This is a genomic window from Psychromonas ossibalaenae ATCC BAA-1528 (assembly GCF_000381745.1).
Lineage (GTDB): Bacteria > Pseudomonadota > Gammaproteobacteria > Enterobacterales > Psychromonadaceae > Psychromonas > Psychromonas ossibalaenae.
On record NZ_KB906989.1, the window covers coordinates 49,432 to 75,005 of the forward strand.

The following is a 25,574-nucleotide window of genomic DNA, read 5'->3' on the forward strand; positions in this document are numbered from 1 at the left end:
TGCTTTGCTCCTGTTTAACTATATTCGTTACTGCCTGCCGTAATTCAGACTCTGGAAAGCACGTCCCCATGCTTTAGTGGTTCTTTCTCTATCGGCCCCTAAAAAGCGGCGTGACGGTGTTTTTATCTGCCAGCTTTTTTTATGAGGCGGCATTAACCCCCTATCCCGCAGGTAACCAAATGCCCCCTGCACCTCTTCGGTAGTGAAGTTCTCAACCATAAACTTAACCGTGGGGACTCTTTTCTTTCCCCTTGGGGCATTAGGATTCATGCGCCTTGCGTATATTTCATACCCCAGTGCTTTAAGTGTTTTAGCCTGCGCTCTTGAGCACCCTTCAGGTTGATTCTTTTTATAATGGTCCCTATCAGCCTTTGCCGTGACTGTGCTTCCTTTGCTGTGCCGGCTGCCGACCACGCCTGCATGTACCCGGTAATTACCTCTTTTAAGCGTGATATCAGCATGATTTTCATCAGAGCTGCCGCTGACGATAATGTGCTGGCGCAGACCAAGGAGCATTTTAGGCTTTCGCTTAGTGCGCCTTTTCTGCCTTTTAGCCCACTTACTGCCCTCCGGCGTCTGCTGGCGTGTAATGTTCTGCCTGGAGGCTGTCGCTATATTGGCTGCCACGCGCCTAAGCAGGCGCTTTCTCTTTTGTGGGGGAAGCGCTATCGCTTTAGCAATGTTTTCTACCTGTTTTAATGTCTTCTTATTAAAACTAATTTTTATCATGATGGCGTTTGTGTATTAGCTATCACCACATCACCATGCACTGCTGTCCATATCTCATAAGGTGCTAAAGACCAGCGACTGCCCTGCCAGTAAATTGGCCCTGCATCATCGGGCACCACCATCACCGGCTCAATAAATTCAATCTCTAAATGCATCAACACAGTGGTTTCACTCTCAGATTCCACATCAAAAACCGGATCGTTTAATTCAAACTCATCACGGTGCTGGTCGTTGTCCATTATCCAGGCCATGACGTTGGCAATAATCACCGCCGGGTCAACCTGCTGAAAGGGAAACCGCTCAAACGTAAATAACGCGCTGTAGGAGATATAGCCAATATCGTGGCCACGGCCTTGGTTTTTAGCGCCTATTAGCATCTCTACATCTTCCATCCAGCATTCAATATGTTTGTGCTGGCGCTCAGGTGTCACTTTTTTAAGGTGCCCCAATAACCCCTGCAGGTAATAACCGGCATCTGTTTGGCTTAATGGCGAACTCATAACAGCGCTACCCCTGCTCTGCCTTCTCCTTTTATCGCCCGAACATGCTGCTGGCTTTCCGTTAATAGTTGGTCGCGCATGTCGATATGACTGGTTGCAACGTTCTCACCCGCATCCTTCATCTGCGTGGTGGCATATTCAGGTAATAACTCTGATTTTGTGCGGGCAAATACCGCTTTCTCATACAAGATAACCAGCAGGTTTTTATCACCGATTTTCGGCTGACCGACCACGTCCTCGGCTTTTTCAATACCTGTGGCTTGATAAGCTGTTTTGACCTTGACCAGCTCAATATTAATCTGGGCAATGGAAGCTGCGACTGAATAAGCGATAGACTCTTTGTCCATTTCCAGCGGTACACCACGGCGTTTTTCAAAGTCGCCCGCGTTTAAATCCGGCCAGAAACCATCATTTTCGATAACAGTGTCTTGATATTCCGGTTTTACCTGGCCGTTAAACATATCCATTTCCCTAATAAGTGCGCCTCTGGCCACTGGCTTAAGGATTAAGCATCGTCATTAATGGCGTGCTCATCCTCGCCAGCCGAGGCGCGGTGGCGTAGGAGCTTTTACAATACGAATTTACAAGTTCGTGCCGTCGATTAAGGCGCGCATGCGCTGCTCAATTTTATCCAGGTGCGTAGTAACTTGTGCTTTCGGGCTTTGGTTTTCAGCTTCAATTAATAACGCTTTTGCTTTTTCGAGTGTTTCAATATCCCCCACTGAAGACGCCTTGGCTTTGCCGGTTTCATCACGCAGTAACTGCAGACCGGCAAACTTGTACCACTTGGCCGTTAACTGCTCATTGATGCGCCACTCTGTTCGAACCTTGTCAAACACCTGGCTAAAGAACGGCTCGATTGCATGGCCTTGTGCCGACATACGCTCACACCATTTCAATACTTCATCACTACAGAACGTGGCAAAGTCGCGTTTAAACCGCTGTGGTGTATCAAGCTCTCGCTCAATCGCTTTATCACACCAGTTAATCGCCGTTTCTAAATCGTCGATATCAAATAACCAAACAATCATGATGGCGAATAACGGGTTATCAAAACGCGCATCGCTTGCGATATATTGCTCAACTGCCATGCGGTACTTAGGCACCAACACATCACGTTTATGTGTCACTTTGTCTTCAAGGCGGTTAAAGCCTTTTAGTTCTTTTTCATCATTCGCGAGTTCAGCGAGTAACAGGTGCAGGCTTTTAGGCTCTGCCCCGCAAGGCTGATGGTGACCTTGTTCACTCTGCTGTTTTAATTTATTGTGACGTTGACGCCTGATTGCACTGACCATAAAAACTCCTATTCGTCCGGCGGTGTAACAGGCCCGATAACAACCTCTTCAATAGCAGCGAATTTATCAAAATCGCCTACGGCATAACCTTCCATGCGCAGGTATGAAGACTCATATTGCTTGCGGTCTTCTTCATTACGCGACTTGCGCCACTGCGTGCCTTTCTGCGTTAAAATCTGCAGGTTCTTTAAGGAGGTTACCCAAATAGCCGTCGCTGGAAAAAATGGCGGTGTGTAGGCTTTTTTACCGTCAATCGTTTTAGCCAGTGACTGTGCTGCTTTATGCTCCGTCGGTGTATTAGCGGATTCCAGTAAGCGGTGCGACTCAGCCGCCACTAAATCACGGCCGACCAGGACGACTAAATCGGGATCCCCTTGATACACTTCATGAATAACGTTATTCACTAAATCGTTCACCACGGAGTCCAGGTTCTTATAGGAATCTTCAGTCTCGCCGGTGGCATCAAGCACGACAGAATCAATCACTTGCCCAGGCGCTTTTTCTTTCACAATGGTTAACCAGCCTTTGTTGACATCTTGACCAAGCGGGTTATTTTCAGGATCGGTTGTCTCAGCAACACTGGTACCGTTAAAACCAATTCTGAGCATGTCGAGTGCGAAGTTACGCGTAATAGAGGCATTCATTAACTTAACGAATTCACCGGCATTACCCGCGTTCGCCCACTGCGTTAAGGTGACCCAGGTAACCGCCGCCCCAGAGTCCGTTTCAACGAGTAGATAAGTATTACCGTCAATGCCCAGCTGAGCAGTAAAACGGCCGTTCTTTTTACGACCGGTTAAAAGTCCACCGGTACCCACATCAACCACCTGACCGGTAATTTGGTCAACTGAAATCATAGAAATGCTTGATAAAAAACCATCAGAATACTGAATCGCCTGACGCAGTTTTGTTTCCATCGGCGGGGTAACTGAAAACTGTTTCGTTACATCGATAACACCGGCAGCTTGTGCCAGAGCAACGGAGTATTCATTTAAATATTTACTGGCTAATGCATTAAACATTAAATTGCCTCCACGTTGGTTTCACCGGCACCTTCACCACCAGGTCGTTGACCAGGTACTTCGGTTGACAGCTCATTGAACTTTGTTTCTAACCCATTCACTTTTTCAGTTAGCGGCTTAAGCTGTTTGGCAAGCTCGCTGCTGAACTGCGCTGCTGAAAACGCTTGTGGCTTTTCTTCTGCAGGCGTTTCAGTTTCAGCCACGGCTTCGGTCTGACTGAATTTTTGATTTAACTCAGCCAGTAAATTTGTTTTAAATTCACTGAAATGCATCTGCATCTCTTGTGCTAATTCTTCTTTAGTCACGTCGGTTTCCTCTGGTTCAGGGATTGTTTGGTCTTCCGGCAGCGAGCCACCAGACTGGAAATATTGAGCGAGGGTGGCAATGGCTTTAGTGATTGGATTTTGTTGAGAGAAGCATTCTGAGAATTCAATCTCTTCGAGTTGGCTGCACTCAATGTTTTTTTCATCACCGCTGCCTGTTGAGAATTTCAAACGGGTTGTGCCTGTTGATGCTGGGGAGTCCGTCACCGCAAGCCCCATTAAGTAACACGTCCCCTGGCCTTTATAATCAGGATTAGGCTCGATGGAGGTAAACAGCTTCTGCTCATTCGCGTTAGCTTTTAAAAGATGAGTATTCGGCGTAATTTTGGCAAAGAGGCGTAATTTACCGCTTCGCTTTTCAGCCTTTAACTGCTCAACAACACCCCAGTTATTCCCCTCGAATTTCCCCCAGTTTGAACGTTGGTGCTCCGGCCAGATTAATGCGCTGTACTCATCATGCGAATAAGTATCAGCCATTTCATTAATCCAGTTAGCAGTGATAGCACGACCGTCAACGGTTGCCCCTTCTGTTGCTACTATTTTCCAGTCACTCTTTTTTGCCATTACCCTGGGCTGCCTTTTTAAAATTGATGTCAGTCAATGTCTCTTTGTAAGGGCAACAATACGCCTTTGAACGGGGCTGGTCAGTCACGGCGCTTCCGACAAATTCCGATTTAACCGTTCTCGGAATTAATCGGAATTTTCTTTAAATATTTGGGGTTTTTCGGGGGGTATGATGAAGACAAATACATTAATAAAGAGTGAAAATGGCCTATTCCCCGGAAATAAAACAAGCGGCAAGAGCGTTATATTTAAAAGCCTGGACACCAAAAGAAATAGCCAAAGAGCTGTCCCTTGCCAATGAGCGTATTGTTTATTTCTGGGCGGATAAGTACGGCTGGCGTGATATGCTGCGAGAGCATACGGTGGATGAAGCTATCTCTACCCGCATTCAAGCATTACTTGAGATTCCAGAGCCCACTAAACCACAATTAGATTTGTTAGACCGTTTAATCGGTCATCATGTGAAGCTAAAAAAACAGCGTAAGCAGGATGAAAAACCAAGTGGTGATAATGACCATCAAGCCAGCAGTAAACCCAATAAATCTAACCGTGGAAAGTCATCGAATAACGACAAGAAAAAGAAGAAAGGCAAAAATAACATTGAGCATATAGCGACTGATAATTTTAATGGTTGGAATGCCTCTTTATTTAAGTACCAGATAAAAATGCGCAATAACATCGGTCAGCGCATTCGTAACATCCTTAAATCCAGGCAGATTGGTGCCACCTATTATTTCAGCGGTGAAGCCTTAGAAGATGCGATTTTAACCGGTGATAATCAGATATTTCTTTCCGCATCACGCAACCAGGCGGAAGTGTTCCGCAGTTATATTATTGCCATCGCCAAAGAGTTTTTAGATATTGAATTAACCGGTAACCCGATTATTTTATCCAACGGCGCTGAGCTGCGTTTCTTATCAACCAACAGTAAAACAGCGCAAAGCTACCACGGGCATGTGTATGTGGATGAGTACTTTTGGATCCCCAAATTTGAAGAATTAAACAAACTAGCCTCTGCCATGGCGACCCATAAAAACTGGCGTAAAACCTACTTTTCAACGCCCTCTTCAAAAACACATCAAGCCTATCCATTTTGGACCGGCGACAGCTGGCGACGCGGTAAAGACAGTCGCGCTAATATTGATTTCCCCACCTTCAAAGAGATGCAAGGTGGCATCGTGTGCCCGGATAGGCAATGGCGTTACATCGTCACTATTGAGGATGCACTCGAGGGTGGCTGTGCGTTATTTGATATTGATGAACTACGTGATGAATACAGCCATGCAGATTTTCAAAACCTGTTTATGTGTGTATTTGTCGACGGTGCAACATCCGTCTTTCAATTCTCACATCTTGAACGCTGTATGGTTGATATGGCGCATTGGCAGGATGTTAAACCCAATGACAAACGCCCCTTTGGTCATCGTGAAGTCTGGCTGGGGTACGATCCGTCACGTACCCGGGACAATGCCTGTTTAGTTGTTGTTGCCCCGCCGATTGTCGCCCCGGAAAAGTTTCGCGTGTTAGAAAAGCATTACTGGAAAGGCCTTAACTTTCAGTACCAGGTCGCGCAGATAGTCAACGTCTTTACGCGCTATAACGTCACCTATTTAGGCGTGGATACCACCGGTATCGGGGCCGGTGTTTGGGATTTAATCAGTAAAAAATACCCGCGGGAAGCCCACGCGATTCATTACAGCAACGAAAGTAAGAACCGCTTAGTCATGAAGATGATAGACGTCGTTGAAGGTAACCGCCTGCAGTATGACGCCGAGCATAAAGATATATCAATGGCGTTTATGGCAATCAAACGTGCGGCAACGCATTCTGGTAATGCCATGACGTTTAAAGCAGAGCGCAGTGAATTAACCGGCCATGCTGATGCTTTCTGGGCTATTTCACACGCACTCATTAATGAACCTTTGGATTATAACGACAAACCCAAATCAACATGGAAAACCGCCACATGACAGATATTCAAGTAACAACGACCGAGTCCCAAAATAATGAAAGCGTCATGTTCAGCTTTGGTGAGCCCGAGATAATGAACAAAGACTTCACTAACTATGAATACAGTGAGCTTTTTTACAATTATGCTGAAGATTATTGGGAGCCGCCGCTAGACCGAAAAGGACTCAATAAATTAACCAGGGCGAATGCTTATCACGGCTCTATTTTAATGGCACGACGAAACATGATTGCGGGCCGGTATCAAAAAGGCGGCATGACAAAGCAGCAGATGCAGTCCTGTGTACACGACTTTTTAGAATGCGGCGATGCCGGTATCCTTAAATTAAGAAATCACTTCGGTCAAGTTATCGGCCTGCACCCGCTGCCTTCAATGTATCTGCGCAAAAATAAAAAAGGCGATTTCTGGCTGCTTGAGCGTGATGATAAAAAACGTAAATACAAAAAAGAAGATGTGATTTTTATTAAGCAGTATGACCCGGTTCAACAGGTTTATGGCGGGCCCGATTATTTAGGCTGTGTGCAGTCAGCATTGTTAAGCAATGATGCCACCACTTTTAGGCGCCGTTATTACAAAAACGGGCTGCATATGGGCTTTATTTTCTATGCTACGGATCCGAATTTAAGCAAAGAGGATGAAGAAGATTTAAAAGAAAAAATGACATCAAGCCGAGGAGTCGGAAATTTTCGCTCTATGTTTGTGAACATTCCCAATGGTAAAGAAAAAGGTATTCAGCTGATCCCCGTTGGTGATATTGCCACCAAGGATGAATTTGAGAATATAAAAAACATTACCGCACAAGAAGTCCTCACCGGCCATCGCTTTCCTGTCGAACTGGCGGCCATTATACCTAATGGCGGTACACGTGGTGACCCAATCAAATTTAACTACGTGTATAACGAAAATGAAGTGATCCCCGCCTGCCAGATTTTAATGGACTCCATCAACAGTGACCCGGAAATCCCAAAACACCTGCAGTTTGAGTTTGATATAAGCAATGAAATGGCAGCCCCTGGTACAACAAGCTTAAATCAGTAAGTAAAAAAAGACCCCTACATCGTAGCAGAGGCCAAAGTAAGTGGCTACTAAAGACCACTTGCCTTAATGATAGACAATAATTATATTTAATCAAATAAACATCTTTGATTTTGATATATTTATATCTCAATTAGCGGTGATATTTTTGAAATAAAATGAAATTCTTGTTTAGGCCTGAAATTCTCTTCAGGCCCCATAAACACTGGCCTGCGCGATCCTTTTCAGATCTTGCAATTTCAACGAGATCTTTCCTAAAAAGCCACGGAAAATTTAAAATACATTACTTATCAGCACCTTAAATATAAACAAGCGATTTACTGACTGCATGTTTTTTCAAAAAACTGAAATTTATTTCAATTTACGAAATTTTATATCGGGCAAAATAAGCGTTTTTAAGCGATCTTTAAGATCGCAAAGCCCCGCACCATATAAGGTCTGAACACCCGTATGAGGTTACACTAGCCCCCTTAAATTTCATGAATTCAAAACTGAAAAAAAAACGCATCACAAACTGCGCAGGTGTGTGAGGGGTGTGCGTTTTCCGTGGCGTAGACTCTCCCTTCCGTGAGTCCGTCAGAATTATTTATAACATTTTTGGCGCGAGAATTTTGGAGGGTGCAGTCATTCGACGACTTAACCAGGGCGGTAAACAATGATGAGATATCAATACGTTATAGCTGTACATAAACACAGCGCATATCATATACTGGGGAGGTCAGTCAGTGAGGTGTCTTATGAGAATTCTTTGTCCGGAATGCGGTGAAAAAAGCAGTATCCAGAAGTCCAATAGAATATCGTTAGGGTATTCAGATTTATATTGTAGTTGTCATGACCCAGAATGTGGTCATTCCTTTGTTATGAACCTGTCGTTCAGTCACACATTAAGCCCGTCTGCTAAAACGTCTACCCAGTTAGCTTTTGAGTTATTAAAAACGTTAGCCCCCAGTCAGCAACAAGAGCTTAAAGCACAACTTTCTTTGCTTTAATAAACAACTTCCATTAAAAAGCCCACTTAATTGTGGGTAACACTGTTGTTAACGCCTCAAACACCGGTTTGGTAAAATTGGTGGCTTTTTTGGAACAAAAAAGATGATAGCTTTACCAAGTCCGCGTGCTTTGATTTGTTAAATTTATCGCGCTATACCCCAAATTTGTCCTTGAGGTGTTTGGCAAAAACACTGCGAGCCTTTTGATATTTGATTAAAAAGCTGACAAGGACCGTAATTCGTGGCGCAGAAAGTGGCGGGAAGAAATGGAGTAAAATCAAAATTCACCTTTCCGCATCTCGCTATTGTTTGAGCTCTTTCTAATCCTGAAGGGTAATTACCTTGCATATAAAGCCCCTGACTTGCAAACTGGCGAATTGTCCTGTCGAGATCGGCATAGTTCTTACTGCGACTCAACGCACGTGCTGCCCAGCAGTCAGACTGTAGCTCTTGATCCCTAGTGGCCCAGAACTGTGTTTTTCTAAACCACATTCCTTGAGGGGTAACATGACCATTCATGTGATGTCCACACTCATGCGCTAAAGTAAACACTCTAGACATACTCCAGTTACCTAAAACACTTGGATCTGCATATATAACCGGCCCTATCTGGTCAATTGACGCAGAAGCTCCTTGAGGATTACTTACAGAAATAACCCTAATACCACAAAATTGATCCCAACCAGAAAACATAGCAACTTGGGAGTTGGCTGTTGATGCAAAGAAACATGCCAATAGAAAAATAAATATAAAACTTCGAGCTTTCATTTTTATACCTCTATCTTATAAAGTTAAATTAGCTACCACAGTTTGCAGTGGCTCCAATCAGGAATTTTGACTGAGCAACCAACTGATTCTTAACTGGACTATTAGGGATTTGGGGTAATAGTAGCCTTACAGCATCAATTTTTTCTTTGGCTGCTTTACAATCTCCAAAGCCTACCTCCACCTGAGCCCACTGAAGATATGTGTTGGCGTTTGTCACTAATTTTTTAAATTCAATTTCTCCAGAAAATTTTGGGCCTAAATAAATATTGGCAGCTTCACCCATCATTTTTCTCGTTTCAATGACGTTTCCCTTTATCATATATATCCCTGCAACAGCCCTAAGCGATCCGGCGGCAATAGTGGAGTCCGTTGCTCTGGAATAACTCAAAAGATATGCCTCAAGTGCCTCGTCATACATATATGAACTGCTCAGTGCTTGGCCTATAGCCATATACTCAACATCCAAAACAGTATTTTTTCCAAATAAGCTACTTTCTAGTCTATTAATTACAGCGAGGGCCTGCTGGGATAAAATGGAGTTTTTGGTATTGTATTGAGCGGAAAGGGCTGAAATAGTATTAGAATCATTTGCATATTTTTTTGTGATTTCTGCGAAATCTTCATTCATTTTTACTATTTCGCTAATAATAGTTCTTAGCTCTATTCGTGACGCCAAATAGTCATCATGAGAACCTTTTATGTAAGACGTTAATGAAGTAAATACTGTAAAGACAAGTGCTACTAAGGGAATTAATATTGATACATTTCGATACCATAAAAGCTTTTCTTTTTTTTGAGTACTATCTGTTTCTGCTATTGTTGTAATATTATCTTCCATTTTCATTGACCCTTTCTTTATTTACGAAATTTAACATCTTATTAGACGAAATAATTCCATATTTACGGTGGGAACACGGAAAACAAGCAATACTGAAAATTAATAGTATCAAGCCTTGCCTTTTGCTTTAGTAAATGAAAAACAAGACTTGACGCTATTTGTAGCTAATCTCATTTACTATGTTAGACACAATCTTAAATATAACTATTACACTCTATTACACCATCAGAATCTAAAAGGACTAACATCTTATTAGGTGGAATTTTTCCGTATTTATGGTGGAAACACGGAATTATTTACAGGGTAATTTTGAATGTTTTAGTAAACAGTTATGTACTCCCCATCAAGCCCTTCCGTACCAATATTCAAACACCGTTCAACCTCTTCGGCCCCAATCTTAGAGAGGTTTTTATCAACAATTCGGCCCCCAACCTTCAACACTTCATCGACAGTTAACGGCTTTGTTTCAAGATTAGGGATCCATACAACTATTAAAAGTTGTTTTGCTACCTTAATTTTTTTAACTCGCATTGATTAACCTTTCCGGTTTGCATAGGCGTTATAATTAGACTTACTTGATTTGTCTTCTTTCCACCTCTCACGTTCAGCATACGGTAAAGAAGCGTTACTCGGTTTCAACTTAAACTCTGGCTCGGGGTGCCTACTAAACTCTCTTTCCAGCCTATTTATCCGCTCAACTGTAGGTTCCAAATTATGCTTAATTAGGTAATTATTAACTAAACTATTTACATATATTCCATTCTCATCGTAAAAACCATAATCAATATCTTTCATCACCTTTTACCCCTGCTTTTGTCTCAATTAACTCAATATTTTTCTTTTCAGCCCACGCTTTCACCATGGCTAAACGGCTAGCAGTGTTTACCTCAATCGAAAGCAGTGCTTCGTGGTCTACCGATGGATCACAATTAAAATCACAGCCATAGTTATGCAATGCACTGTAACTGGTACGCCAGCCTGAATCCCGATAGCACAGTTTTAACTTGTCCCCACGTTCAGCTAAAGCTTCGTCTAAATTCTTCATATCATAAATACGATCTTTTCTTGATTTATGCTGATGCTCAGGCAAAAATTCATTACTTCCTAGTTTTCTAGCCTTTGCGGGTGTATTAATTAAATCTTCAATGTACACATATGAAAGATCACGCACATCTTCCCAAATATCGACCGAATATAACCCTCTATCTAGATATGACTGCTTCAATTTGGCTTTTCTTTGCCGCTTTATGTCACCCTTAACTGTTGTTTCAAGAACCAGGGTTGAACCCAGTAGAAAACGCTCAAATTCAGGTACTGAAACAGACTCTCCTTTCTGCTTAAATTCTGACCACAACCCTAATATTTCTGCGTCCACGAGACGTTCGCGTACAGTTATTGACAGAACTCCAAGGGAAAAACTGTCGTTTTTCTCAAGAGCCGCCACACTTCCTTTCTTCACTATCGACCAATTACCGTCATGTGTAATCATCGTTAATGAACGGCAAGAAAGACCTTTTAAAACCTTAACAGCCTCGCCGTTATCATTAACTTTTGGGCAATAAGCTATCTGCACAGGTCTATCACTGCGCTTACAATGCAGTCCGCCCATCGCATCAATAAACATGCTCCAGTTACCGGCATCGGCGGCAAAGCGCACCAACTCTACCGGATCTTTTTCGCGCTTTAAGGTGAAAAAATCTTTAATCTCAGGAGTGTATTTTTCACCAGCTTCTTTCGCTTGCTCCTTAGCTGCTTTCACAACAGGATCCTGCTCTAGGCGCCTTGATTCACGGTAGACAGTAACGGGAGGACCGCCTATCTGCTGAAACTGACGAATACGATGGAGCTTTGACCACGCACAGGCGGCAAAGGCCAGCTTGTTTGCAGGCTCACCATCTTCAACATTTTCCACCTGATAACCATCCACATTTTTAGCAATATATTTGGCGATATAAGCAGTAGCACTGCCAAACTTTTCATCAATACGCACATATTTCACACGTTTCTCTATGCGCTCAGTCAGAGGAGTAATGAGCTGCTTCTCATCAAATTCACTTAGCTCTGGAAACCAATATTCCTTAGATGCTTTTCTTACAACCAGCTTATTCCATGCATCAAACTCATCATTATTTGCATTCAGCTCTTCACGGTCGGCCTGGGTGAAATAATCAGAAATAACAAAGCGGATAAACTGCTCTTGTTCCGGTTTAAAGAAGAAAAGTGCATGCCAGTGTGGTGCTGCATCATGGTGGGGTTCACACACTCGAAAGCCGGCTAATTGAATACCGTGATTACCCAACTTAGTACGGACCCGTTTCCAAACTGAATTTAAGTAGTCCTGCGTTTCTCTGGGTGAGGCACCTTTGTATTTGGGATTGTCAGAAACCTTGCCATTGGCTTTGGTTCTGCAGGGGTGATATTGCGAGGGGGCGGTAATAGTGAAAAAGCCACCGATTAAATTATTCTGCTTCGCCCAGTTTTCAAAACCGCGCATTCTTACCATTAAATCATGACGGCGCAGTTCAGGATTAGCAATTGAGCCTTTATATATATCAAGCATTTCATGCTCTTCGCCCGTTACGTCATTACGAACAATCATGCTTTCCAGCATATCCATATTGGCAGCATGTCTTGCGTGCGCATCTCGTAATGCCTGCTGGCTAACGTAATTAGAAACACCTTTGCGAACATAACCACGTACTATCTGGCAATGTTCGCAAAACTGTCTATATGCATTCTCAATCTTATCTTTCCACCACTTAACATCTACTAAACGTTTAACATGACAATCCGCCTTTGCTTGCTCTTTTCGCGCTTCAAAAGCATCCTCACCTTCATTCTCTTCCTGCTCTAAATGCAGACAAGGTAAATGCACGATAAATCCCCATTCATCAGCAACCGTCTGAGTTGCTTCTACACGTATTTTTGGGGAGATGCCCGAGCCTTTCATATCAACCATGGTTTGCAGGCATGCTTCAGCATGAAACACAGCCTGCATTTCTCGTCCGGTTTCAGTGGCTAATAAGCGCAGGTCAACAGGAAAACTTTTAACTGAACGTTCAACGTTTGCAACTACCTTGCGAAACCAAATATTAGCGCTGCGTGCAGTGCCCTTGTTGGTCATGTGGTAATCCCATTTTTTGACATACTGCTTATAAACAGAAGCAGCTAACTCAACCGGCAGACAGGCATTAAGTTTTTCAACAGCAAACTTTTCACAAATACTCCACTGACTTTGAGTTCCACAATGGGCGTTTTCTAATGTTTTTTCAGGGAGTTCTTGAAAGGCAAGTTTATACAAGGCGACCGCCTGTGAATGCATCGAGAATATTCACATCACAGTCAGCCAAATACATCACAGCAAAATAGAGTTTATCCAACACCGGCACACTCATTTCACTCACACGTAACTGCGCCACATGTTTAGGTAAGTCGCCCTGCTTGCAGATATAGGCTTTTTCATGCTCAGGTAAATCATCCCAAGCACCAGGACGAACTTTTAACACCAATTTTTTAAGGTATTTCTTAGCCACTGAAACCTACCCAAAATCACTAAATGAAAGTTTGTTAAACATATTAGCGGCACTCTGAATACGTTTGATGGCATTAAAGATTGCCTTACGCGTATCAGGCTTCATTTCTGACAAAGGCTTATCAGCAAGCTGACTCTGGAACCCTGCTTCTTTACAAAACATGACTCGCTCTTTTGAGGTTAATGAGTTCCACATATTTTCACCGTAATTAATGGTGTTCTGTGAGCTCATCATTGCGTGAATTTGCGTGAGGTGCTGACTTGCGACTTCTGGCGAGGCTACATTGTTAAATCTCATACTGCCCCCATCGCTAAATCTTTTGCATCAGCAACCAGCTCTATTAATAAATCTTCCAGTACCTTTAACTGCTCCAGCGACGTTGGTTTATCCAAATAAATTTCCTCAATAAAAACCACATTCGGATTTTTATAATCGGAGTCGGCAGGTTGAACACGCACATTAAGCTTTTTAACATGTGGTGAATATGAGGTCTGGATATGCAGTACTTCAGCATTCAACATCGCTAGCGTCATAATGGAATTCACCATACTGTAAACCGCCTCCTCACTTTCACTGTGCGTGTTCACTGTCGGCACTGCTTTTACATTCGGCTTTGTACCACCTTTAGCAAAAACTAACCCCATGCCAGGTAACATGGCGCTGTGGTTTGTTGTTAGATTATTATTTTCTACTCGCATGATTAAACTCCTTTCAGTAGTGGACGTTTCAGTGCCGATGATAAATTAGGTGATACCGCCTCAATAAAGGCGCGACGTTCAAAACGGCTCAATGCCATAATTAAAATAAACGGGGCTGTTGCACCCATTTTTAAAGCTGTGCTATATTCGTTGGACATGATTGAGTCTCCAGATAAAGTTATGTACGTGATAATCAGAGTTACAGCTCTGGTTATCACACTCTCCTCACCTTATTATTTACTTCCTAAACACTCCCTAAGTTAATCCCGGTGCACCATTGGTAATGACAAAATCTGTTGCCATAGATAAAAACGGCGCAACACCACTGGTTTTGTTTTCAAGGTCATTCATCAGCATCACTAAATTGCTGACGCTTTTGTGCGCGCGTTCTAACAGCTCGTTACGTCGAGATCGCGGTAAACGAATTTCGCCGCCGTTCTCTAATGCAAGGCGGGATAACTCACCAGCATTCATGCTGTTTTCTAATGCGCGTTTAACGAGTGTTTCTTCACAGCCTTGCGGATCAATCTTTACCGCAACCATATCGAGATTTAACAGTAGGCTGTTAACGATGCAGTAGTTGCCAGTGTCTTTGGTAATCAGTAACAAATCATCAACAGACAGCTTGTGCGTCTGTGACGGGTTTAATTTATTACGCAGCTGCGATTGCCCTATCCCGGTATTGGCAGAGATCTTCAGCATGTTTTCTTTTTCAGAAAAAGCGCAACAAGCCTCATTTAATGCATGCAGTGCAGCCTCACGGAAACTGCCCTTTGTATTAGATTGGTTCATCATTAATACTTAACCTCAATTAAACGAGCACTTGTTGTGTGGGTTATCAGTATTGGCCTCGAGACAAAGCTGCGTCAGCTGCACCATATTGATATAACGAGTGCCGCGCGTTCCATGTTGAATAAAAGGTAACTGCCCTTTAATTATCTGATTGCGTACAGAATCAATAGTAATTCCCGTGCGCCGTGCATATTCTTCAAGGCTCAGCAGTGGCGGGCCAAAAGATAAGGTCATGTTCATATAAGTCCCTTAATGTTGAGGAGAAGGTGAATTGGGCTGTGCTGCTTCCCACTCTTTCTGGGCTAGGCAACGAGCATCGAATATTGCCGTAGCAACATCTTTAAGTGTGACCATCCAAGGGAGACGGTTTCGCAACCGGTGCGCAGGAAAAGGGAGTGTACGCTTAGCTGCTTTTTCAGCTGCAACACGCGGCATCATGTTCAACACCTCTTTTGAGATTTCTTTAAGCGGAATCTCTGAAGAACCAAAGCGGTTTAGTAACTCTTGTTCAATATCAGCAATAGTTGCTGGCTTGGTACTTGCTTTCATAATTCACCTCTGTATAAAGTAACTAATAGTATTCAAATGCACTCAAATGCACTCAAATGCAAAAGAACACCATAACGACCAATTAAGTAACATGATGTTATTCTTGACCCAAAAGATGTTCATTACAAGGTGTTTTTGCATTTATTTACAGTTATTAGCTTTTTATGTGGCGCAGGTGTGAAATGGACGAAATCAAAGAACAAGTACAAGAACAAATAAATGAGCTAAAAAGGCTCACTCAAACCTCTAAAAATATCGACTTGGCAAAATCACTGGGCGTAGCAAGAAACACGATTCAGAATTGGAAAGTTAGAGGTAAGGTGCCTGATTCTGTACTTTTAAAAGCACAACAAATCGCAGAGCACATCGCGAAGAATGGTGCTTCGCCTATCAATAATTTTGTATCTCTCGATTTTTACGATATAGAAGTAAGTGCGGGGCATGGCACGCTAGTCATGCAAGAAGATCAAAACGACTACATAACCTTTAGTCGTAAATTTATTGATGAAGTGATTGGCGTAAATGCAAAAGATGTATTCATGATGCCGGTCAAAGGCGACAGCATGGCGCCCACTCTAAAAAACCAAGCTCTTATCATGGTGAGCAGAATTAAAGAGTTCTCTGGGGATGGAATTTACGTATTTAGATTTGATAACCGGCTAATGGTAAAACGCCTGCAGTTTTCAAAAGCAGGCCTAACCGTCGTCAGCGACAACACCACCTATAAAGAGTGGGAACTCAGCCGCGACGAACTAGCCACCGAAGATTTTGAAATCATCGGTGAAGTGGTTTGGTCTGGGCAGAGGATGTAGCTAATTTATTGCAGAAAGCAAAAAGCCCGCTGATTAGCGGGCTTTTTATATTTGGTATACCTTAAATGGACTGAGCCATTGTAGTTAACAAACGGATGTTTTCTAATCTATCAGGCACTTGAGCCATACTAATTTTACCTGACTTACTGTCTTGGAGTAGCTTCTCAGTAAGCTTATTAATCCCAATCAGTAGTTTCGTCTTTTGTGACTCAATTATTCTTTTACGCCTAATATTAGTTCTACTTGGACGATTCAGTTTCATTTTCATTATCATGTAATTTGTAGGACCAGCTATATGAGTTATTGTTCCATCTTTTTCAACTCTAAGATAATCATCAGCGTTATGCTTAAATCGATCTAAATACCCGATAGAACCAACAAATGAAGGTGCATCATTCGTCTTTTTACAACATGGCCAATCAGATGTTTTTAGTACATTGCACTTTGGACAAGATAAATACAAATTATGCGGGTGTGTTTCAAGGTGCTCAAAATGCTCTTGGGGACGAAAGTGATCAAGCTGCATATTGTCACCACCATACTCCTTTACTGTTATATCACAATAAACACACCTACTTTTACAATCATCTTTTACTTTAGGATAATTATCTCTGTAATTGGCATAAAACTTTTTACGAATATTAAAGTAATCTTCTTCACTACGGCGTATTAATTTAGGAAAGAACATATTGTCACAGTTCCCCTATCTTCATTAATTTTGCTTCAATATCATCAATAAGCTCTTGCTGCCTATCAAGCTCTTCTGAGTTGGCAGACTCTTCCATCGCCAGAACTGGTTTTATACGAACTATATCTAACTCTTCGTATTCACGAGTTTCATCAGCTGATAGGCCTACCTCAATAGATTTTTTCAATAACTCATCAAACCTTTCAGCTCGAACTGATTTTATATCATTATATGTTTGAATATGACGTAACATACGTTTAGAAAACGCTGGACGTTTTTGTCTATTTGAAAGGTCTGCTTTACCAATGACAAACTCTATACTACCTAACAATGGGTCGACACTCGATGGATCGCTGGTTAATATATATGCAGGAACTTTCAAATCGAATGCTCTAATTGCTTCAATTAACTCTGTCCCTAGATAAAGGGTTTTTCCAGTATGAGTTAGCTTTTCATCTATGATATAAGCGGCTATACCTTCATAATTATGTAACTCTGAAATCATTTCAGGGGTTGTTCTCTTAGGCTCTAACGTTAACATTTCAAAATCTTTGCCATATATTCTTTTAAGAGGCCCACTATAAGTATCTCTTGCTTCAGCTTCATCATCTATATAAATTATTTTCAGTTTTTTCATTATTTTGCCATCGGAATTTCTATTCTGAACTCTGCACCACCAAGACTACTATTTGGGAATGCCTCTATAAATCCACCAATATGATCAACAACATGATTTTTGACTATTGATAACCCCATGCCTGTTCCAATTGAATTTCCTGTTCTATCTCGTTTTGAACTATGCATCGGTAAAAAAATACTCTCTTCACTACCAATCTCTAAGCCACAACCAGAATCTCGGAAATTAATACTTAATGTTTTACCATCTATTCTTGCAAATTCCACTTCTATCAAACGCAATTCCCTTTCAGTTGTCTCCATAGCCCATATTGCATTTGTTATAAGGTTTATAATAATACTTTCCCAGTCTATCTCAAAAGCCTTTACGTTAAAGTCTTCACGAGATATATCTTTAAATGTTACCTGCGTCTTAATACCCATCGTTTTAAATGTCGCAGCCATTAAATTGAAGATGTAATCAAATATTTTCGGGACAGATATTTTTTTTCTTGTGCGTTTATCCGGTTTAATATTATTTAAGGCTAGAGCTGAAAAATCATCTACATATTTAATATTATCTTGAATTGACCCTGCAATTTTAGAAACGAGTTTAGTATCAAGCTCTTCTATCCCCATTTCAAAGTCTTCTACCATATCAATGATCTCACCAGAATTTGCTAAAGCACGACCTGAGTGCTGTCTAATTTCATGTCCAAAACATACTGTTAGAATCCCAATAGAGGCTAAGTTTGATAATGTATTTTTTTCATTTTCTAATTTTTTTCTCTCTAATTTTAGCTGCTCTTTATATCTATCCATTGCTTCTTGATGCAAGTCTTTTGCTTTCTCAAATTCTCGAAGACGTTTATTTGCCATTCGAGCTGGAGATAATTCTTTTTTCTTGGTTTTTTTTCTCTTTTTTGTAACGACAGCTTGCTTATATTCATTTAACGCTATATTTGCATCAGATTTATATGTTTCAGTTTCTTTCTCAAGCACCTCTAATAAATCAGTCTCCTGATCACTGACTCTATCCTTATGAATTAATGATTCTAATGTATCAATAACTTTAAGAACAAAAGCCCTCATTTGAAAAAAGGCTTCATTCTCTATAATGCCTTCTCGATTCGCCTGATCATCTAGCTCTGCATTATTTTCTCTAGATAATATAACGGCCCCCATAGCTTGATGAGGTGCAATATTCCATGAGTCTCGGCTTATTGCGGCAGGGTTAGAAGCCTTTCTATAGCCTAAATCTAACCAATCTCCTTTTCCTGATGGCTCTCCGTACGGCCTTACACGAAAGTGGTCTCTATATAACCGGACCCCTCTATTCTGGTCCATGAATTTTTTCCAGTCTTTAACACGTAAGTTTACTTTTCCGAGCTCAACTGTATCGCGAGGCATATAATAAAATTCAAACTCTAGAGGGCCAAATAAGGGAGTATTTCCACAATTTTTTATCCACTGATTCCATTCTATAGGGGGCTGTATAACATCGGTTTCACTCTTGATATTAGTAAAGATTGTTTTCACTCTTCCTTTTTTATCTACTACTGCTTTTGCTTTCCACTTTGCAACATTAAGGAATTTTTCTGAACTGATTTTTATAGACTTCTCATTCTCTCCCTGTACGGAGTTCAATGTAATATCAAAATCATTATAAGATTTATATGGTGAAACCAATAACCTTAATTCATTTTCTAATATTTCTAAAAAATCATCATCCCAATCATCTTTTAAGCCAAGCAAAACCATTCTGGTACCTGCAGAGTCTTTATCAATAAATATATCTCCATATTTATCTTTTACGGGTAGCTCAACTTTATATATATCATGATGAATTTCAGATAATGACAAACCAGTATTTTCAAACTTTTTCCAATTTACTGTTAGTTGTATAGCGTGGTCCATGTCTTTTGTTTTTGTGTATAAAATCACCTTTTTACACAGCCGATCAATACCTAAGCGCCCTAAACCTTTTGCCCCAGTTAGAATTCGACTCAGCTTGCTTGAACGGCCAAATTTTGATTTGTTATCAGTACCAATCTTTAACCAGTTATCAAATAACATATCTAATGTCATTCCATTACCAGTATCTTTAAAAATTAAGGTAGAAGTTGCTTTTTTCCTCAAATAGAAATTTAACTTCACTTCATAAGCATCTGCATCATAAGAGTTTTTAATCAACTCGGATAGTGCAACCGTAGAGCTAGAAATGCTTTCTCTGCCAAGCTGCAATGTTATACGAGCAGAAAACTCAAAAGGTTTTTTAGCTATTAATGTACGTTTCATTCAGCATCAACTCACTGGAAAGGAATTTGTTTAACAATACCAACGGTCAAATGTCGGCAGCGCATTCTATCATTCAAAAAATCATTTGTTTTTGGCGACTTCAGCACTTTAAGTAATTTCTTACAGTCCTTTATCGTTGAACTTTTAGGCCTGATAACTATAAGGTGATTTTCTACCGCTACCGCTTCTGCAGTCGCAATTATTGTAGCTGATGCTCTGGATTTATCACTCGGACTAGATGTTCTACGAATAACAACAAATGGCGGTTCTATGATTCTTCCTGTAAATTCTCGAGTTTCACTCAATTCTTTGAGAGTTTCCCAAACAGGTGCATTTTTAGGATGTACATAAGGGTATCGAGGTCCTTTTTCTGGATCTCTATACGCAACAAGAGGACCAATACAAACATCAAAGAACTCTGAAACAGGAGTATATTCCTGCAATGATTTAAACCAACTAATATTCTCATTGCTTGTTTTCAAAAGCCCTGTAAGTAAAAAAACATCAACATCAGTCTTTTTATTAAAACGCCCAATTACTTCACAATTCCCGATCAGATTATTTGAAGTGTAACTACGCCACTCTTCATACCGACTCCCTGAACGTAATACATCAGGTAAAATAGCACTAATTACACATTCGTCAGGAAGATTACGGATGTAATGATCTAAAACAACACCTGCAGAGTTCACTTTACCTTTTTTCCAATAATTGACCTCAGGTGAATCCCAACTTGAAAATGGAGGGTTCATAATGGCATGGGTGATATTTTTTAATTCCTCAGAATGTAAATACATTGCGTCCATTACCTTGATATTACCGAATTGGCTTAAAGCTTCAGCCAAACTACAGTCTTTTTTAGCACCTCTATCTAGAGCTTCAAGAATAAGGCGCATTTTTGTTGCTCTGATGAAGGATTCAAATAAATCGAAACCACAAAGAACATTTCCCCATAACTTTAGTGTTTCTAATAGGCTATTTTTTATGCCTAATTTACGCGAACATTCAATCAGTAAATTCCCAGCTCCACATGTAGGGTCTAGAACAACTGAATCAAATGTTATCGCATTGCATAAACCTTTAACAGCCAATGAGGATAGCTTTTGTCCTGTGAAGAAACTACCAATCTCTCTCATTTCATCAATAGATAGATACTGTCTCAGGACTTCATCACTATGATCAAGGTCTAATACTAATCTTAATTGCGCAGTATCGGCATATTCAAAGGATTCAAATAGCGATTCTAAAATATTATTAGTGTTATAAAGTTGATTCATAGAGAGTTTATTATTCTGCAGGAAAAGTATCTCTCGACTTTAACATGTTACAAAATATGTAGCCATAAATGACTTCTAATAAAGTATTGATCTGCCTAGGAATTGACTTTTTCTTATATAATATTTTTTGTTTTTTTCTGCAGGACAATTAACATTCAACCTGGCTAAGTTATTAATTTATCTCGCCTAATAGTTCCACGACATCTCGATAAATTTTCAGTTTAGAAAAAACAAGGAAAGAAAACAGGATATTCAGTTGTTTAAATATTAAAAATCAATTTTTAGGATAGAAAATGTAGGTATCCAGTCTTTTTTGTTTATGGGGAAGGAACCAAAACAATTGTTTGGCATCCGTTTAGAAATCCATCAGGGTCAGGTCATTAATCTTGACCCTGTGTCTTTTATCTATGCCCTGTTAACTTCCCAGTAACTTAGTCATAGGAATACTTCCACCATATGCCATGCCATGGCGACCTGTCGGAGTATCATCTACTGTAAACCCATGTTTTTCAAACAACGGAACTAAGTCTATAGCAGCTGCAGTTAAGCAAATTTTATTCAGTTTTTCCTGCTTACAAAAAGTAATACAGTTAGAAATAAGCTCACCAAACAAACCTAAACCCTTATGAGATTGAAAAGTATATTTTCTGTTTTTTTCAGGGATTTCATGTAAAGGATGTGAAAATTCAATATCTGATATATGTAGTATATTTTGATGCAAAACAGCTATCAATAATTCGCTGAATTTTGAATATTTAACATCAGAGCTTTTTATTTCTGTATATGTATACGAAATATCTTTAATAGTGTCTTCACCAATTACTTTAGATACTTCCTTGAATAAATATGGATTTGCAGTTTGAAAATGCGGACCTAGAATCATTGGGTTTTCACTAGGTGTTGCTTGAATATGCTTATCCCAAATGGTACCACCTAGTTCAAACATACAGCTATCTTTCGCTTTTACGATTGCATCAATATTGTTAATACCAATTTCATGGAAAATAACATCATCAATACCTACTTTAGATACAATTGACTCTTTTGGAAAAATTTCATTCAATTTCACGGTAATACTCCTTAAACACATAGCACTTATTAGTGCTGAATCATTCCTTGTTTCCACAAGAAAGTCGCTTATCAATTATTTATAACAAAAGTAAACTTTACATGTTTAGCACTATTTATCAAATAGTTGTACACTACAATGAGATCTACCTATTGTAGATAGGCTGAACTATTCCATATTTACGATGAAAACACGGAAAGCTACCCAAAACAATTATTTATAAATAGTCCATCCCTCTTCGTTAAGCACTTTTAACCTTTATTTAAACGCTATATAACATCAAGGTCACCCATTGATTTCGAGTCTGATCTTTAATTTTTGACCATGTATGTCCACCTTTTGGGTATTGATTACCTCTAAAAATTAGAGGTGACAACTATTCTGACGCACGAGGTACCCCACCTTGAGACTTGATCTTCTTTATTGTTTTTTGAATACATTCCAGTCGATGACTGTTTCTTTTCTCCCACTTAAATGAAATCCTTTCAAGCTCAATAAAAAACTCTTCATCATTGCCATGTTTTTCCCTGATATGACGAATAAGTGGACCACAGACGCAGTAAGAGCGGATAATGAAGTCCGAAAAAAAACTATATGTTAACTCTTCATCCATAGCCTTGTAAGAAATTCCTGCACAAATTCTTTCAAGATGGTTCAAGTAATCAATAACACTTTCATATGTATCAGCATTGCCAATCAAATCTTCTAATTGTTTTTCTGTTAATGCATTTCCATTCGTTTTGATACCAAGGTCTTTAAGACCAGAACACATTTTATCTTCTAACTTATTCATATGCTCTGAATGAATAAGTGCATACGCTGCATTAACACGATTCCAGCGTGTATTATCTTTTATCTGGTTACGAAGCAATAGTATAGAAAACAACCCAAAAATCATTACGAGCGTTTGGATGCTAGGAATTATATATTTGTTTATTTCTACAATATCCATACTTAATCCTTTATCTAACAGCTTTATATATGTCACATTGATGTAATCGCCTCGTTGTGTATATTAATACACAATACACAAAAACATCTTAGACAAGTCAACAAAATAAAACTATTACCCTCTATTACACCACAATATAAATAAGGATAATTACCAGGTGTTTTTAAACTTACAAAAAGTGCATTGAGCCCAATCAAGCACTTTTCCCCTTTATCAAAAAACTGTATAACACCTGTATAAAACAAGAAAAAGAGTGTCATTTATGTCTATTAAGAAACAAGCAAACGGTAAATATCTCGCTGATTTTCGCCCTAACGGCATCGGCGGTGTGCGTGTTCGTAAGCAGTTTGATACGCAGGGTGAAGCAAAGCGCTTTGAGCAGTACACCTTAAATGAAGCCAGCCAAAAATCATGGCGGCCTGACAAAGTTGATAACCGCCGATTAGATGAATTGATTGAACTTTGGTTTAACCTGCACGGCCAGGCACTGAACGACGGCAAAAAACGTAAAAACAAACTGCTCGCTATGTCGTTGTTGATGCAGAACCCGATTGCCAGAAATATTACTGCCAGTGATTTTTCAAAATATCGTCAACTACGTATTCAAACGGTTTCTATCAAAACGGCTAACAATGACCAAACTTACCTGAATGCCCTGTTTAATGAATTAAAACGCTTAGGAGAATGGGAAAATGGTAATCCGCTGTCTGAACTCAGAGCGTTAAAATATAAACAGCCTGAGATGGGATTTCTTAAACCAGATGAAATTAAGATTGTTTTTGATGAGTTAAAAGAAGGCCGTAATTATGATGCTTACCTTATCTCTAAAATCTGCATCTCAACGGGATGTCGATGGGGTGAAGCAGAAGCAATGACAGGATCACAACTGTCACCCCACCGAGTTACATTTATCCATACCAAAGGCAATAAACGCCGGGCGGTTCCAATTAGTGAAGAGTTATATAACGAACTGCCGCAAAATAGTGGACGGTTATTTAGCAACTGCATTAAATCATTCAAAATGGCAGTTAATCGGGCGGGGGTTCGACTCCCTAAAGGGCAGTCAACTCACGTATTAAGGCATACCTTTGCCAGCCACTTTATGATGAACGGCGGCAATATATTGGTATTACAGCAGATTCTAGGCCATGCTAGTATCACCGACACCATGAAATACGCCCATTTTTCTCCGGCACATTTAGAAGATGCGATCAGATTAAACCCGTTATCTGCAGTGGCAAAATGACCATATTGTGTCCACGTTAGTAGCAGAACAGGACATAAGACAACATCACACCGCATTGCAACTCATTGAAAACGTTCATAACTCATTGTTTTAGCTAGGTTGGGCAGGGTTCGACTCCCCCCATCCCCTACAAGGCCCTGTAATCAATAGGTTACAGGGCCTTTTTCGTTTTAGTGACCACATTCTGTCCACCCTCAAAATTTTAAGTCACTTTATAACTGCCCGCAGAACTTCCAGAAGTAACCGGCACTTGTGCATTTTCAGTTATTTCATCAACAACTGCATTAGCAATAGCTTCAGCAAATTTACTCGCCATCGCAAATCCACCATCAAGTACAAAGCCCTGGGCTTTTAACTCTGTTTCTAATTTTTCTTTTAATGAAGATTTACTGAGCGCCATTTTATTTCCCTGCAAAAACGGTGGTTGATACATCCACATGTGGGCTACCTGTAAACGGACAAATAGTTGCCCCAGTACAGATACCTGCCCCGCCATTTAATTTTATAGTTGTAGCGTCCTGGGTGATGTTTGCCGCAGTGATACTTAAATCTTTTTCTATTGTTTGAATTTTATTACCCATCACTTTTAATTTATCGTCCAGGGTAACCACCACATTACGTAGTTTTCCAATGGTTGTGATGAGCTCTCCGGCAGTCGCCACCTGCATATGACGTGGTTTAATTGATACGACTAACCCAGTTAAGACATAATTGATTTAACTGGAGATTTAAATGAAAAAACGTAAAACCTATTCAAAAGAATTCAAACTTGATGCCATTTCACTGGTAAGAGAGCAAAATTACAGTATTGCAGAAGCGTCAAGAAACTTAGAGGTTAGCGCTCAGATTCTTGGTCGCTGGATCAAAGAAGCCGAAAATGATGATGGTCATGCATTTAGAGGGAACGGCAAGCTGACACCTGAGCAGGAAGAAATCCGAAAATTAAAAGCTCAAGTAAAACGCTTAGAAATGGAGCGTGAAATATTAAAAAAAGCGACGGTCTTCTTTGCCAA

At 40.4% G+C, this 25,574-nt stretch carries 31 protein-coding genes and 1 pseudogene; 6 read left to right on the top strand and 26 right to left on the bottom strand.

The window, feature by feature from the left end; genetic code table 11:
• Positions 1-27 precede the first annotated feature (27 nt).
• From G327_RS0112370 to G327_RS0112395, 6 genes are all read right to left on the bottom strand, one after another.
• On the bottom strand, positions 28-729 hold the full coding sequence (locus G327_RS0112370; protein WP_019615098.1) for a phage virion morphogenesis protein: 702 nt from the start codon (positions 727-729) through the stop codon (positions 28-30).
• A complete protein-coding gene (locus G327_RS0112375; protein ID WP_019615099.1) occupies positions 726-1,229 on the bottom strand; it encodes a phage tail protein in 504 nt (167 codons plus the stop codon). Before G327_RS0112375 ends, G327_RS0112370 begins: the two co-directional genes overlap by 4 nt.
• Complete coding sequence (locus G327_RS0112380) at positions 1,226-1,690, bottom strand: head completion/stabilization protein (RefSeq protein WP_019615100.1); 465 nt, start codon at positions 1,688-1,690, stop codon at positions 1,226-1,228. Before G327_RS0112380 ends, G327_RS0112375 begins: the two co-directional genes overlap by 4 nt.
• Positions 1,691-1,810: 120 nt before the next feature.
• On the bottom strand, positions 1,811-2,524 hold the full coding sequence (gene gpM, locus G327_RS0112385) for a phage terminase small subunit (RefSeq protein WP_019615101.1): 714 nt from the start codon (positions 2,522-2,524) through the stop codon (positions 1,811-1,813).
• 8 nt (positions 2,525-2,532) lie between these two features.
• A complete protein-coding gene (locus G327_RS0112390; protein ID WP_019615102.1) occupies positions 2,533-3,546 on the bottom strand; it encodes a phage major capsid protein, P2 family in 1,014 nt (337 codons plus the stop codon).
• Complete coding sequence (locus G327_RS0112395; RefSeq protein WP_019615103.1) at positions 3,546-4,433, bottom strand: GPO family capsid scaffolding protein; 888 nt, start codon at positions 4,431-4,433, stop codon at positions 3,546-3,548. Before G327_RS0112395 ends, G327_RS0112390 begins: the two co-directional genes overlap by 1 nt.
• Before the next feature lie 203 nt (positions 4,434-4,636).
• Between G327_RS0112395 and G327_RS0112400 the strand changes: the two genes are divergently transcribed.
• The 3 genes from G327_RS0112400 (at position 4,637) to G327_RS26525 (ending at position 8,426) form a co-directional block, all read left to right on the top strand.
• A complete protein-coding gene (locus G327_RS0112400; RefSeq protein ID WP_019615104.1) occupies positions 4,637-6,403 on the top strand; it encodes a terminase large subunit domain-containing protein in 1,767 nt (588 codons plus the stop codon).
• Complete coding sequence (locus G327_RS24580) at positions 6,400-7,440, top strand: phage portal protein (protein ID WP_019615105.1); 1,041 nt, start codon at positions 6,400-6,402, stop codon at positions 7,438-7,440. The genes G327_RS0112400 and G327_RS24580 overlap by 4 nt, the downstream gene beginning before the upstream one ends.
• Positions 7,441-8,174: 734 nt before the next feature.
• Positions 8,175-8,426, top strand: coding sequence for an Ogr/Delta-like zinc finger protein (locus tag G327_RS26525; protein WP_019615106.1), 252 nt, complete (start codon positions 8,175-8,177; stop codon positions 8,424-8,426).
• 144 nt (positions 8,427-8,570) lie between these two features.
• Here the strand turns inward: G327_RS26525 and G327_RS24585 are convergent, their stop codons facing one another.
• From G327_RS24585 to G327_RS0112465, 12 genes are all read right to left on the bottom strand, one after another.
• Positions 8,571-9,194 (bottom strand): M48 family metalloprotease, encoded by a 624-nt coding sequence (locus G327_RS24585; RefSeq protein WP_019615107.1) that lies wholly within the window; start codon positions 9,192-9,194, stop codon positions 8,571-8,573.
• 28 nt (positions 9,195-9,222) lie between these two features.
• On the bottom strand, positions 9,223-10,038 hold the full coding sequence (locus G327_RS0112415; protein ID WP_019615108.1) for a hypothetical protein: 816 nt from the start codon (positions 10,036-10,038) through the stop codon (positions 9,223-9,225).
• A gap of 312 nt (positions 10,039-10,350) precedes the next feature.
• On the bottom strand, positions 10,351-10,563 hold the full coding sequence (locus G327_RS0112420) for a hypothetical protein (RefSeq protein ID WP_019615109.1): 213 nt from the start codon (positions 10,561-10,563) through the stop codon (positions 10,351-10,353).
• A gap of 3 nt (positions 10,564-10,566) precedes the next feature.
• Positions 10,567-10,827 (bottom strand): hypothetical protein, encoded by a 261-nt coding sequence (locus G327_RS0112425; protein WP_019615110.1) that lies wholly within the window; start codon positions 10,825-10,827, stop codon positions 10,567-10,569.
• Complete coding sequence (locus G327_RS26075) at positions 10,814-13,333, bottom strand: replication endonuclease (protein ID WP_026339344.1); 2,520 nt, start codon at positions 13,331-13,333, stop codon at positions 10,814-10,816. Before G327_RS26075 ends, G327_RS0112425 begins: the two co-directional genes overlap by 14 nt.
• The gene (locus tag G327_RS0112435; RefSeq protein WP_019615111.1) at positions 13,326-13,565 is read right to left on the bottom strand and encodes a hypothetical protein; all 240 of its coding nucleotides are present in this window, start codon (positions 13,563-13,565) and stop codon (positions 13,326-13,328) included. The genes G327_RS26075 and G327_RS0112435 overlap by 8 nt, the downstream gene beginning before the upstream one ends.
• Positions 13,566-13,571: 6 nt before the next feature.
• Positions 13,572-13,862, bottom strand: coding sequence for a hypothetical protein (locus G327_RS0112440; RefSeq protein ID WP_019615112.1), 291 nt, complete (start codon positions 13,860-13,862; stop codon positions 13,572-13,574).
• Positions 13,859-14,263 carry a hypothetical protein gene (locus G327_RS24595; RefSeq protein WP_019615113.1) on the bottom strand — a complete coding sequence of 135 codons (405 nt, stop codon included), beginning with the start codon at positions 14,261-14,263 and terminating at the stop codon, positions 13,859-13,861. Before G327_RS24595 ends, G327_RS0112440 begins: the two co-directional genes overlap by 4 nt.
• A 2-nt stretch (positions 14,264-14,265) precedes the next feature.
• Entirely contained in the window at positions 14,266-14,421 is a 156-nt protein-coding gene (locus tag G327_RS27060) for a hypothetical protein (protein WP_019615114.1), read from the bottom strand.
• Between the two features lie 97 nt (positions 14,422-14,518).
• Complete coding sequence (locus G327_RS0112455) at positions 14,519-15,058, bottom strand: phage regulatory CII family protein (protein WP_019615115.1); 540 nt, start codon at positions 15,056-15,058, stop codon at positions 14,519-14,521.
• A gap of 12 nt (positions 15,059-15,070) precedes the next feature.
• On the bottom strand, positions 15,071-15,295 hold the full coding sequence (locus G327_RS0112460; RefSeq protein ID WP_019615116.1) for a hypothetical protein: 225 nt from the start codon (positions 15,293-15,295) through the stop codon (positions 15,071-15,073).
• A 9-nt stretch (positions 15,296-15,304) separates the two neighbouring features.
• Entirely contained in the window at positions 15,305-15,604 is a 300-nt protein-coding gene (locus tag G327_RS0112465; RefSeq protein WP_019615117.1) for a pyocin activator PrtN family protein, read from the bottom strand.
• A 182-nt stretch (positions 15,605-15,786) separates the two neighbouring features.
• Between G327_RS0112465 and G327_RS0112470 the strand changes: the two genes are divergently transcribed.
• On the top strand, positions 15,787-16,416 hold the full coding sequence (locus tag G327_RS0112470; RefSeq protein ID WP_019615118.1) for a LexA family transcriptional regulator: 630 nt from the start codon (positions 15,787-15,789) through the stop codon (positions 16,414-16,416).
• Positions 16,417-16,477: 61 nt separating this feature from the next.
• Here the strand turns inward: G327_RS0112470 and G327_RS0112475 are convergent, their stop codons facing one another.
• The 6 genes from G327_RS0112475 to G327_RS0112500 all read right to left on the bottom strand — a co-directional run bounded on the left by G327_RS0112475 (position 16,478) and on the right by G327_RS0112500 (position 23,315).
• Positions 16,478-17,104 carry an HNH endonuclease gene (locus tag G327_RS0112475; protein WP_019615119.1) on the bottom strand — a complete coding sequence of 209 codons (627 nt, stop codon included), beginning with the start codon at positions 17,102-17,104 and terminating at the stop codon, positions 16,478-16,480.
• 4 nt (positions 17,105-17,108) lie between these two features.
• Positions 17,109-17,741, bottom strand: a complete 633-nt coding sequence (locus G327_RS0112480; RefSeq protein WP_019615120.1) for a hypothetical protein — start codon at positions 17,739-17,741, stop codon at positions 17,109-17,111.
• Positions 17,741-20,017 carry a sensor histidine kinase gene (locus G327_RS0112485; protein WP_019615121.1) on the bottom strand — a complete coding sequence of 759 codons (2,277 nt, stop codon included), beginning with the start codon at positions 20,015-20,017 and terminating at the stop codon, positions 17,741-17,743. Before G327_RS0112485 ends, G327_RS0112480 begins: the two co-directional genes overlap by 1 nt.
• Positions 20,018-20,028: 11 nt before the next feature.
• Positions 20,029-21,294 carry an N-6 DNA methylase gene (locus G327_RS0112490; RefSeq protein WP_019615122.1) on the bottom strand — a complete coding sequence of 422 codons (1,266 nt, stop codon included), beginning with the start codon at positions 21,292-21,294 and terminating at the stop codon, positions 20,029-20,031.
• Between the two features lie 415 nt (positions 21,295-21,709).
• On the bottom strand, positions 21,710-22,363 hold the full coding sequence (locus G327_RS0112495) for a GNAT family protein (protein WP_019615123.1): 654 nt from the start codon (positions 22,361-22,363) through the stop codon (positions 21,710-21,712).
• 376 nt (positions 22,364-22,739) lie between these two features.
• A complete protein-coding gene (locus G327_RS0112500) occupies positions 22,740-23,315 on the bottom strand; it encodes a DUF4760 domain-containing protein (protein WP_019615124.1) in 576 nt (191 codons plus the stop codon).
• Positions 23,316-23,577: 262 nt separating this feature from the next.
• Here G327_RS0112500 and G327_RS0112505 point away from each other — a divergent pair, with 262 nt between their 5' ends.
• Positions 23,578-24,561, top strand: a complete 984-nt coding sequence (locus tag G327_RS0112505; protein ID WP_019615125.1) for a phage integrase — start codon at positions 23,578-23,580, stop codon at positions 24,559-24,561.
• Between the two features lie 202 nt (positions 24,562-24,763).
• Here the strand turns inward: G327_RS0112505 and G327_RS0112510 are convergent, their stop codons facing one another.
• Positions 24,764-24,961 (bottom strand): hypothetical protein, encoded by a 198-nt coding sequence (locus G327_RS0112510; protein WP_019615126.1) that lies wholly within the window; start codon positions 24,959-24,961, stop codon positions 24,764-24,766.
• 1 nt (position 24,962) lies between these two features.
• The gene (locus tag G327_RS0112515; protein ID WP_019615127.1) at positions 24,963-25,229 is read right to left on the bottom strand and encodes a hypothetical protein; all 267 of its coding nucleotides are present in this window, start codon (positions 25,227-25,229) and stop codon (positions 24,963-24,965) included.
• A gap of 64 nt (positions 25,230-25,293) precedes the next feature.
• On the opposite strand from G327_RS0112515, the pseudogene G327_RS0112520 reads away from it, so the two are divergent.
• Positions 25,294-25,574 (top strand): annotated as a pseudogene (locus G327_RS0112520) (transposase); the annotation flags it as partial.

Excerpts from the sequence above, each read along its gene's own strand:
- G327_RS0112370 (WP_019615098.1), bottom strand. The coding sequence starts at position 729 with ATGATAAAAATTAGTTTTAATAAGAAGACATTAAAACAGGTAGAAAAC.
- G327_RS0112375 (WP_019615099.1), bottom strand. The coding sequence starts at position 1,229 with ATGAGTTCGCCATTAAGCCAAACAGATGCCGGTTATTACCTGCAGGGG.
- G327_RS0112380 (WP_019615100.1), bottom strand. The coding sequence starts at position 1,690 with ATGTTTAACGGCCAGGTAAAACCGGAATATCAAGACACTGTTATCGAA.
- gpM (WP_019615101.1), bottom strand. The coding sequence starts at position 2,524 with ATGGTCAGTGCAATCAGGCGTCAACGTCACAATAAATTAAAACAGCAG.
- G327_RS0112390 (WP_019615102.1), bottom strand. The coding sequence starts at position 3,546 with ATGTTTAATGCATTAGCCAGTAAATATTTAAATGAATACTCCGTTGCT.
- G327_RS0112395 (WP_019615103.1), bottom strand. The coding sequence starts at position 4,433 with ATGGCAAAAAAGAGTGACTGGAAAATAGTAGCAACAGAAGGGGCAACC.
- G327_RS0112400 (WP_019615104.1), top strand. The coding sequence starts at position 4,637 with ATGGCCTATTCCCCGGAAATAAAACAAGCGGCAAGAGCGTTATATTTA.
- G327_RS24580 (WP_019615105.1), top strand. The coding sequence starts at position 6,400 with ATGACAGATATTCAAGTAACAACGACCGAGTCCCAAAATAATGAAAGC.
- G327_RS26525 (WP_019615106.1), top strand. The coding sequence starts at position 8,175 with ATGAGAATTCTTTGTCCGGAATGCGGTGAAAAAAGCAGTATCCAGAAG.
- G327_RS24585 (WP_019615107.1), bottom strand. The coding sequence starts at position 9,194 with ATGAAAGCTCGAAGTTTTATATTTATTTTTCTATTGGCATGTTTCTTT.
- G327_RS0112415 (WP_019615108.1), bottom strand. The coding sequence starts at position 10,038 with ATGAAAATGGAAGATAATATTACAACAATAGCAGAAACAGATAGTACT.
- G327_RS0112420 (WP_019615109.1), bottom strand. The coding sequence starts at position 10,563 with ATGCGAGTTAAAAAAATTAAGGTAGCAAAACAACTTTTAATAGTTGTA.
- G327_RS0112425 (WP_019615110.1), bottom strand. The coding sequence starts at position 10,827 with ATGAAAGATATTGATTATGGTTTTTACGATGAGAATGGAATATATGTA.
- G327_RS0112440 (WP_019615112.1), bottom strand. The coding sequence starts at position 13,862 with ATGAGATTTAACAATGTAGCCTCGCCAGAAGTCGCAAGTCAGCACCTC.
- G327_RS24595 (WP_019615113.1), bottom strand. The coding sequence starts at position 14,263 with ATGCGAGTAGAAAATAATAATCTAACAACAAACCACAGCGCCATGTTA.
- G327_RS27060 (WP_019615114.1), bottom strand. The coding sequence starts at position 14,421 with ATGTCCAACGAATATAGCACAGCTTTAAAAATGGGTGCAACAGCCCCG.
- G327_RS0112455 (WP_019615115.1), bottom strand. The coding sequence starts at position 15,058 with ATGATGAACCAATCTAATACAAAGGGCAGTTTCCGTGAGGCTGCACTG.
- G327_RS0112460 (WP_019615116.1), bottom strand. The coding sequence starts at position 15,295 with ATGAACATGACCTTATCTTTTGGCCCGCCACTGCTGAGCCTTGAAGAA.
- G327_RS0112465 (WP_019615117.1), bottom strand. The coding sequence starts at position 15,604 with ATGAAAGCAAGTACCAAGCCAGCAACTATTGCTGATATTGAACAAGAG.
- G327_RS0112470 (WP_019615118.1), top strand. The coding sequence starts at position 15,787 with ATGGACGAAATCAAAGAACAAGTACAAGAACAAATAAATGAGCTAAAA.
- G327_RS0112475 (WP_019615119.1), bottom strand. The coding sequence starts at position 17,104 with ATGTTCTTTCCTAAATTAATACGCCGTAGTGAAGAAGATTACTTTAAT.
- G327_RS0112480 (WP_019615120.1), bottom strand. The coding sequence starts at position 17,741 with ATGAAAAAACTGAAAATAATTTATATAGATGATGAAGCTGAAGCAAGA.
- G327_RS0112485 (WP_019615121.1), bottom strand. The coding sequence starts at position 20,017 with ATGAAACGTACATTAATAGCTAAAAAACCTTTTGAGTTTTCTGCTCGT.
- G327_RS0112490 (WP_019615122.1), bottom strand. The coding sequence starts at position 21,294 with ATGAATCAACTTTATAACACTAATAATATTTTAGAATCGCTATTTGAA.
- G327_RS0112500 (WP_019615124.1), bottom strand. The coding sequence starts at position 23,315 with ATGGATATTGTAGAAATAAACAAATATATAATTCCTAGCATCCAAACG.
- G327_RS0112505 (WP_019615125.1), top strand. The coding sequence starts at position 23,578 with ATGTCTATTAAGAAACAAGCAAACGGTAAATATCTCGCTGATTTTCGC.
- G327_RS0112510 (WP_019615126.1), bottom strand. The coding sequence starts at position 24,961 with ATGGCGCTCAGTAAATCTTCATTAAAAGAAAAATTAGAAACAGAGTTA.
- G327_RS0112515 (WP_019615127.1), bottom strand. The coding sequence starts at position 25,229 with ATGCAGGTGGCGACTGCCGGAGAGCTCATCACAACCATTGGAAAACTA.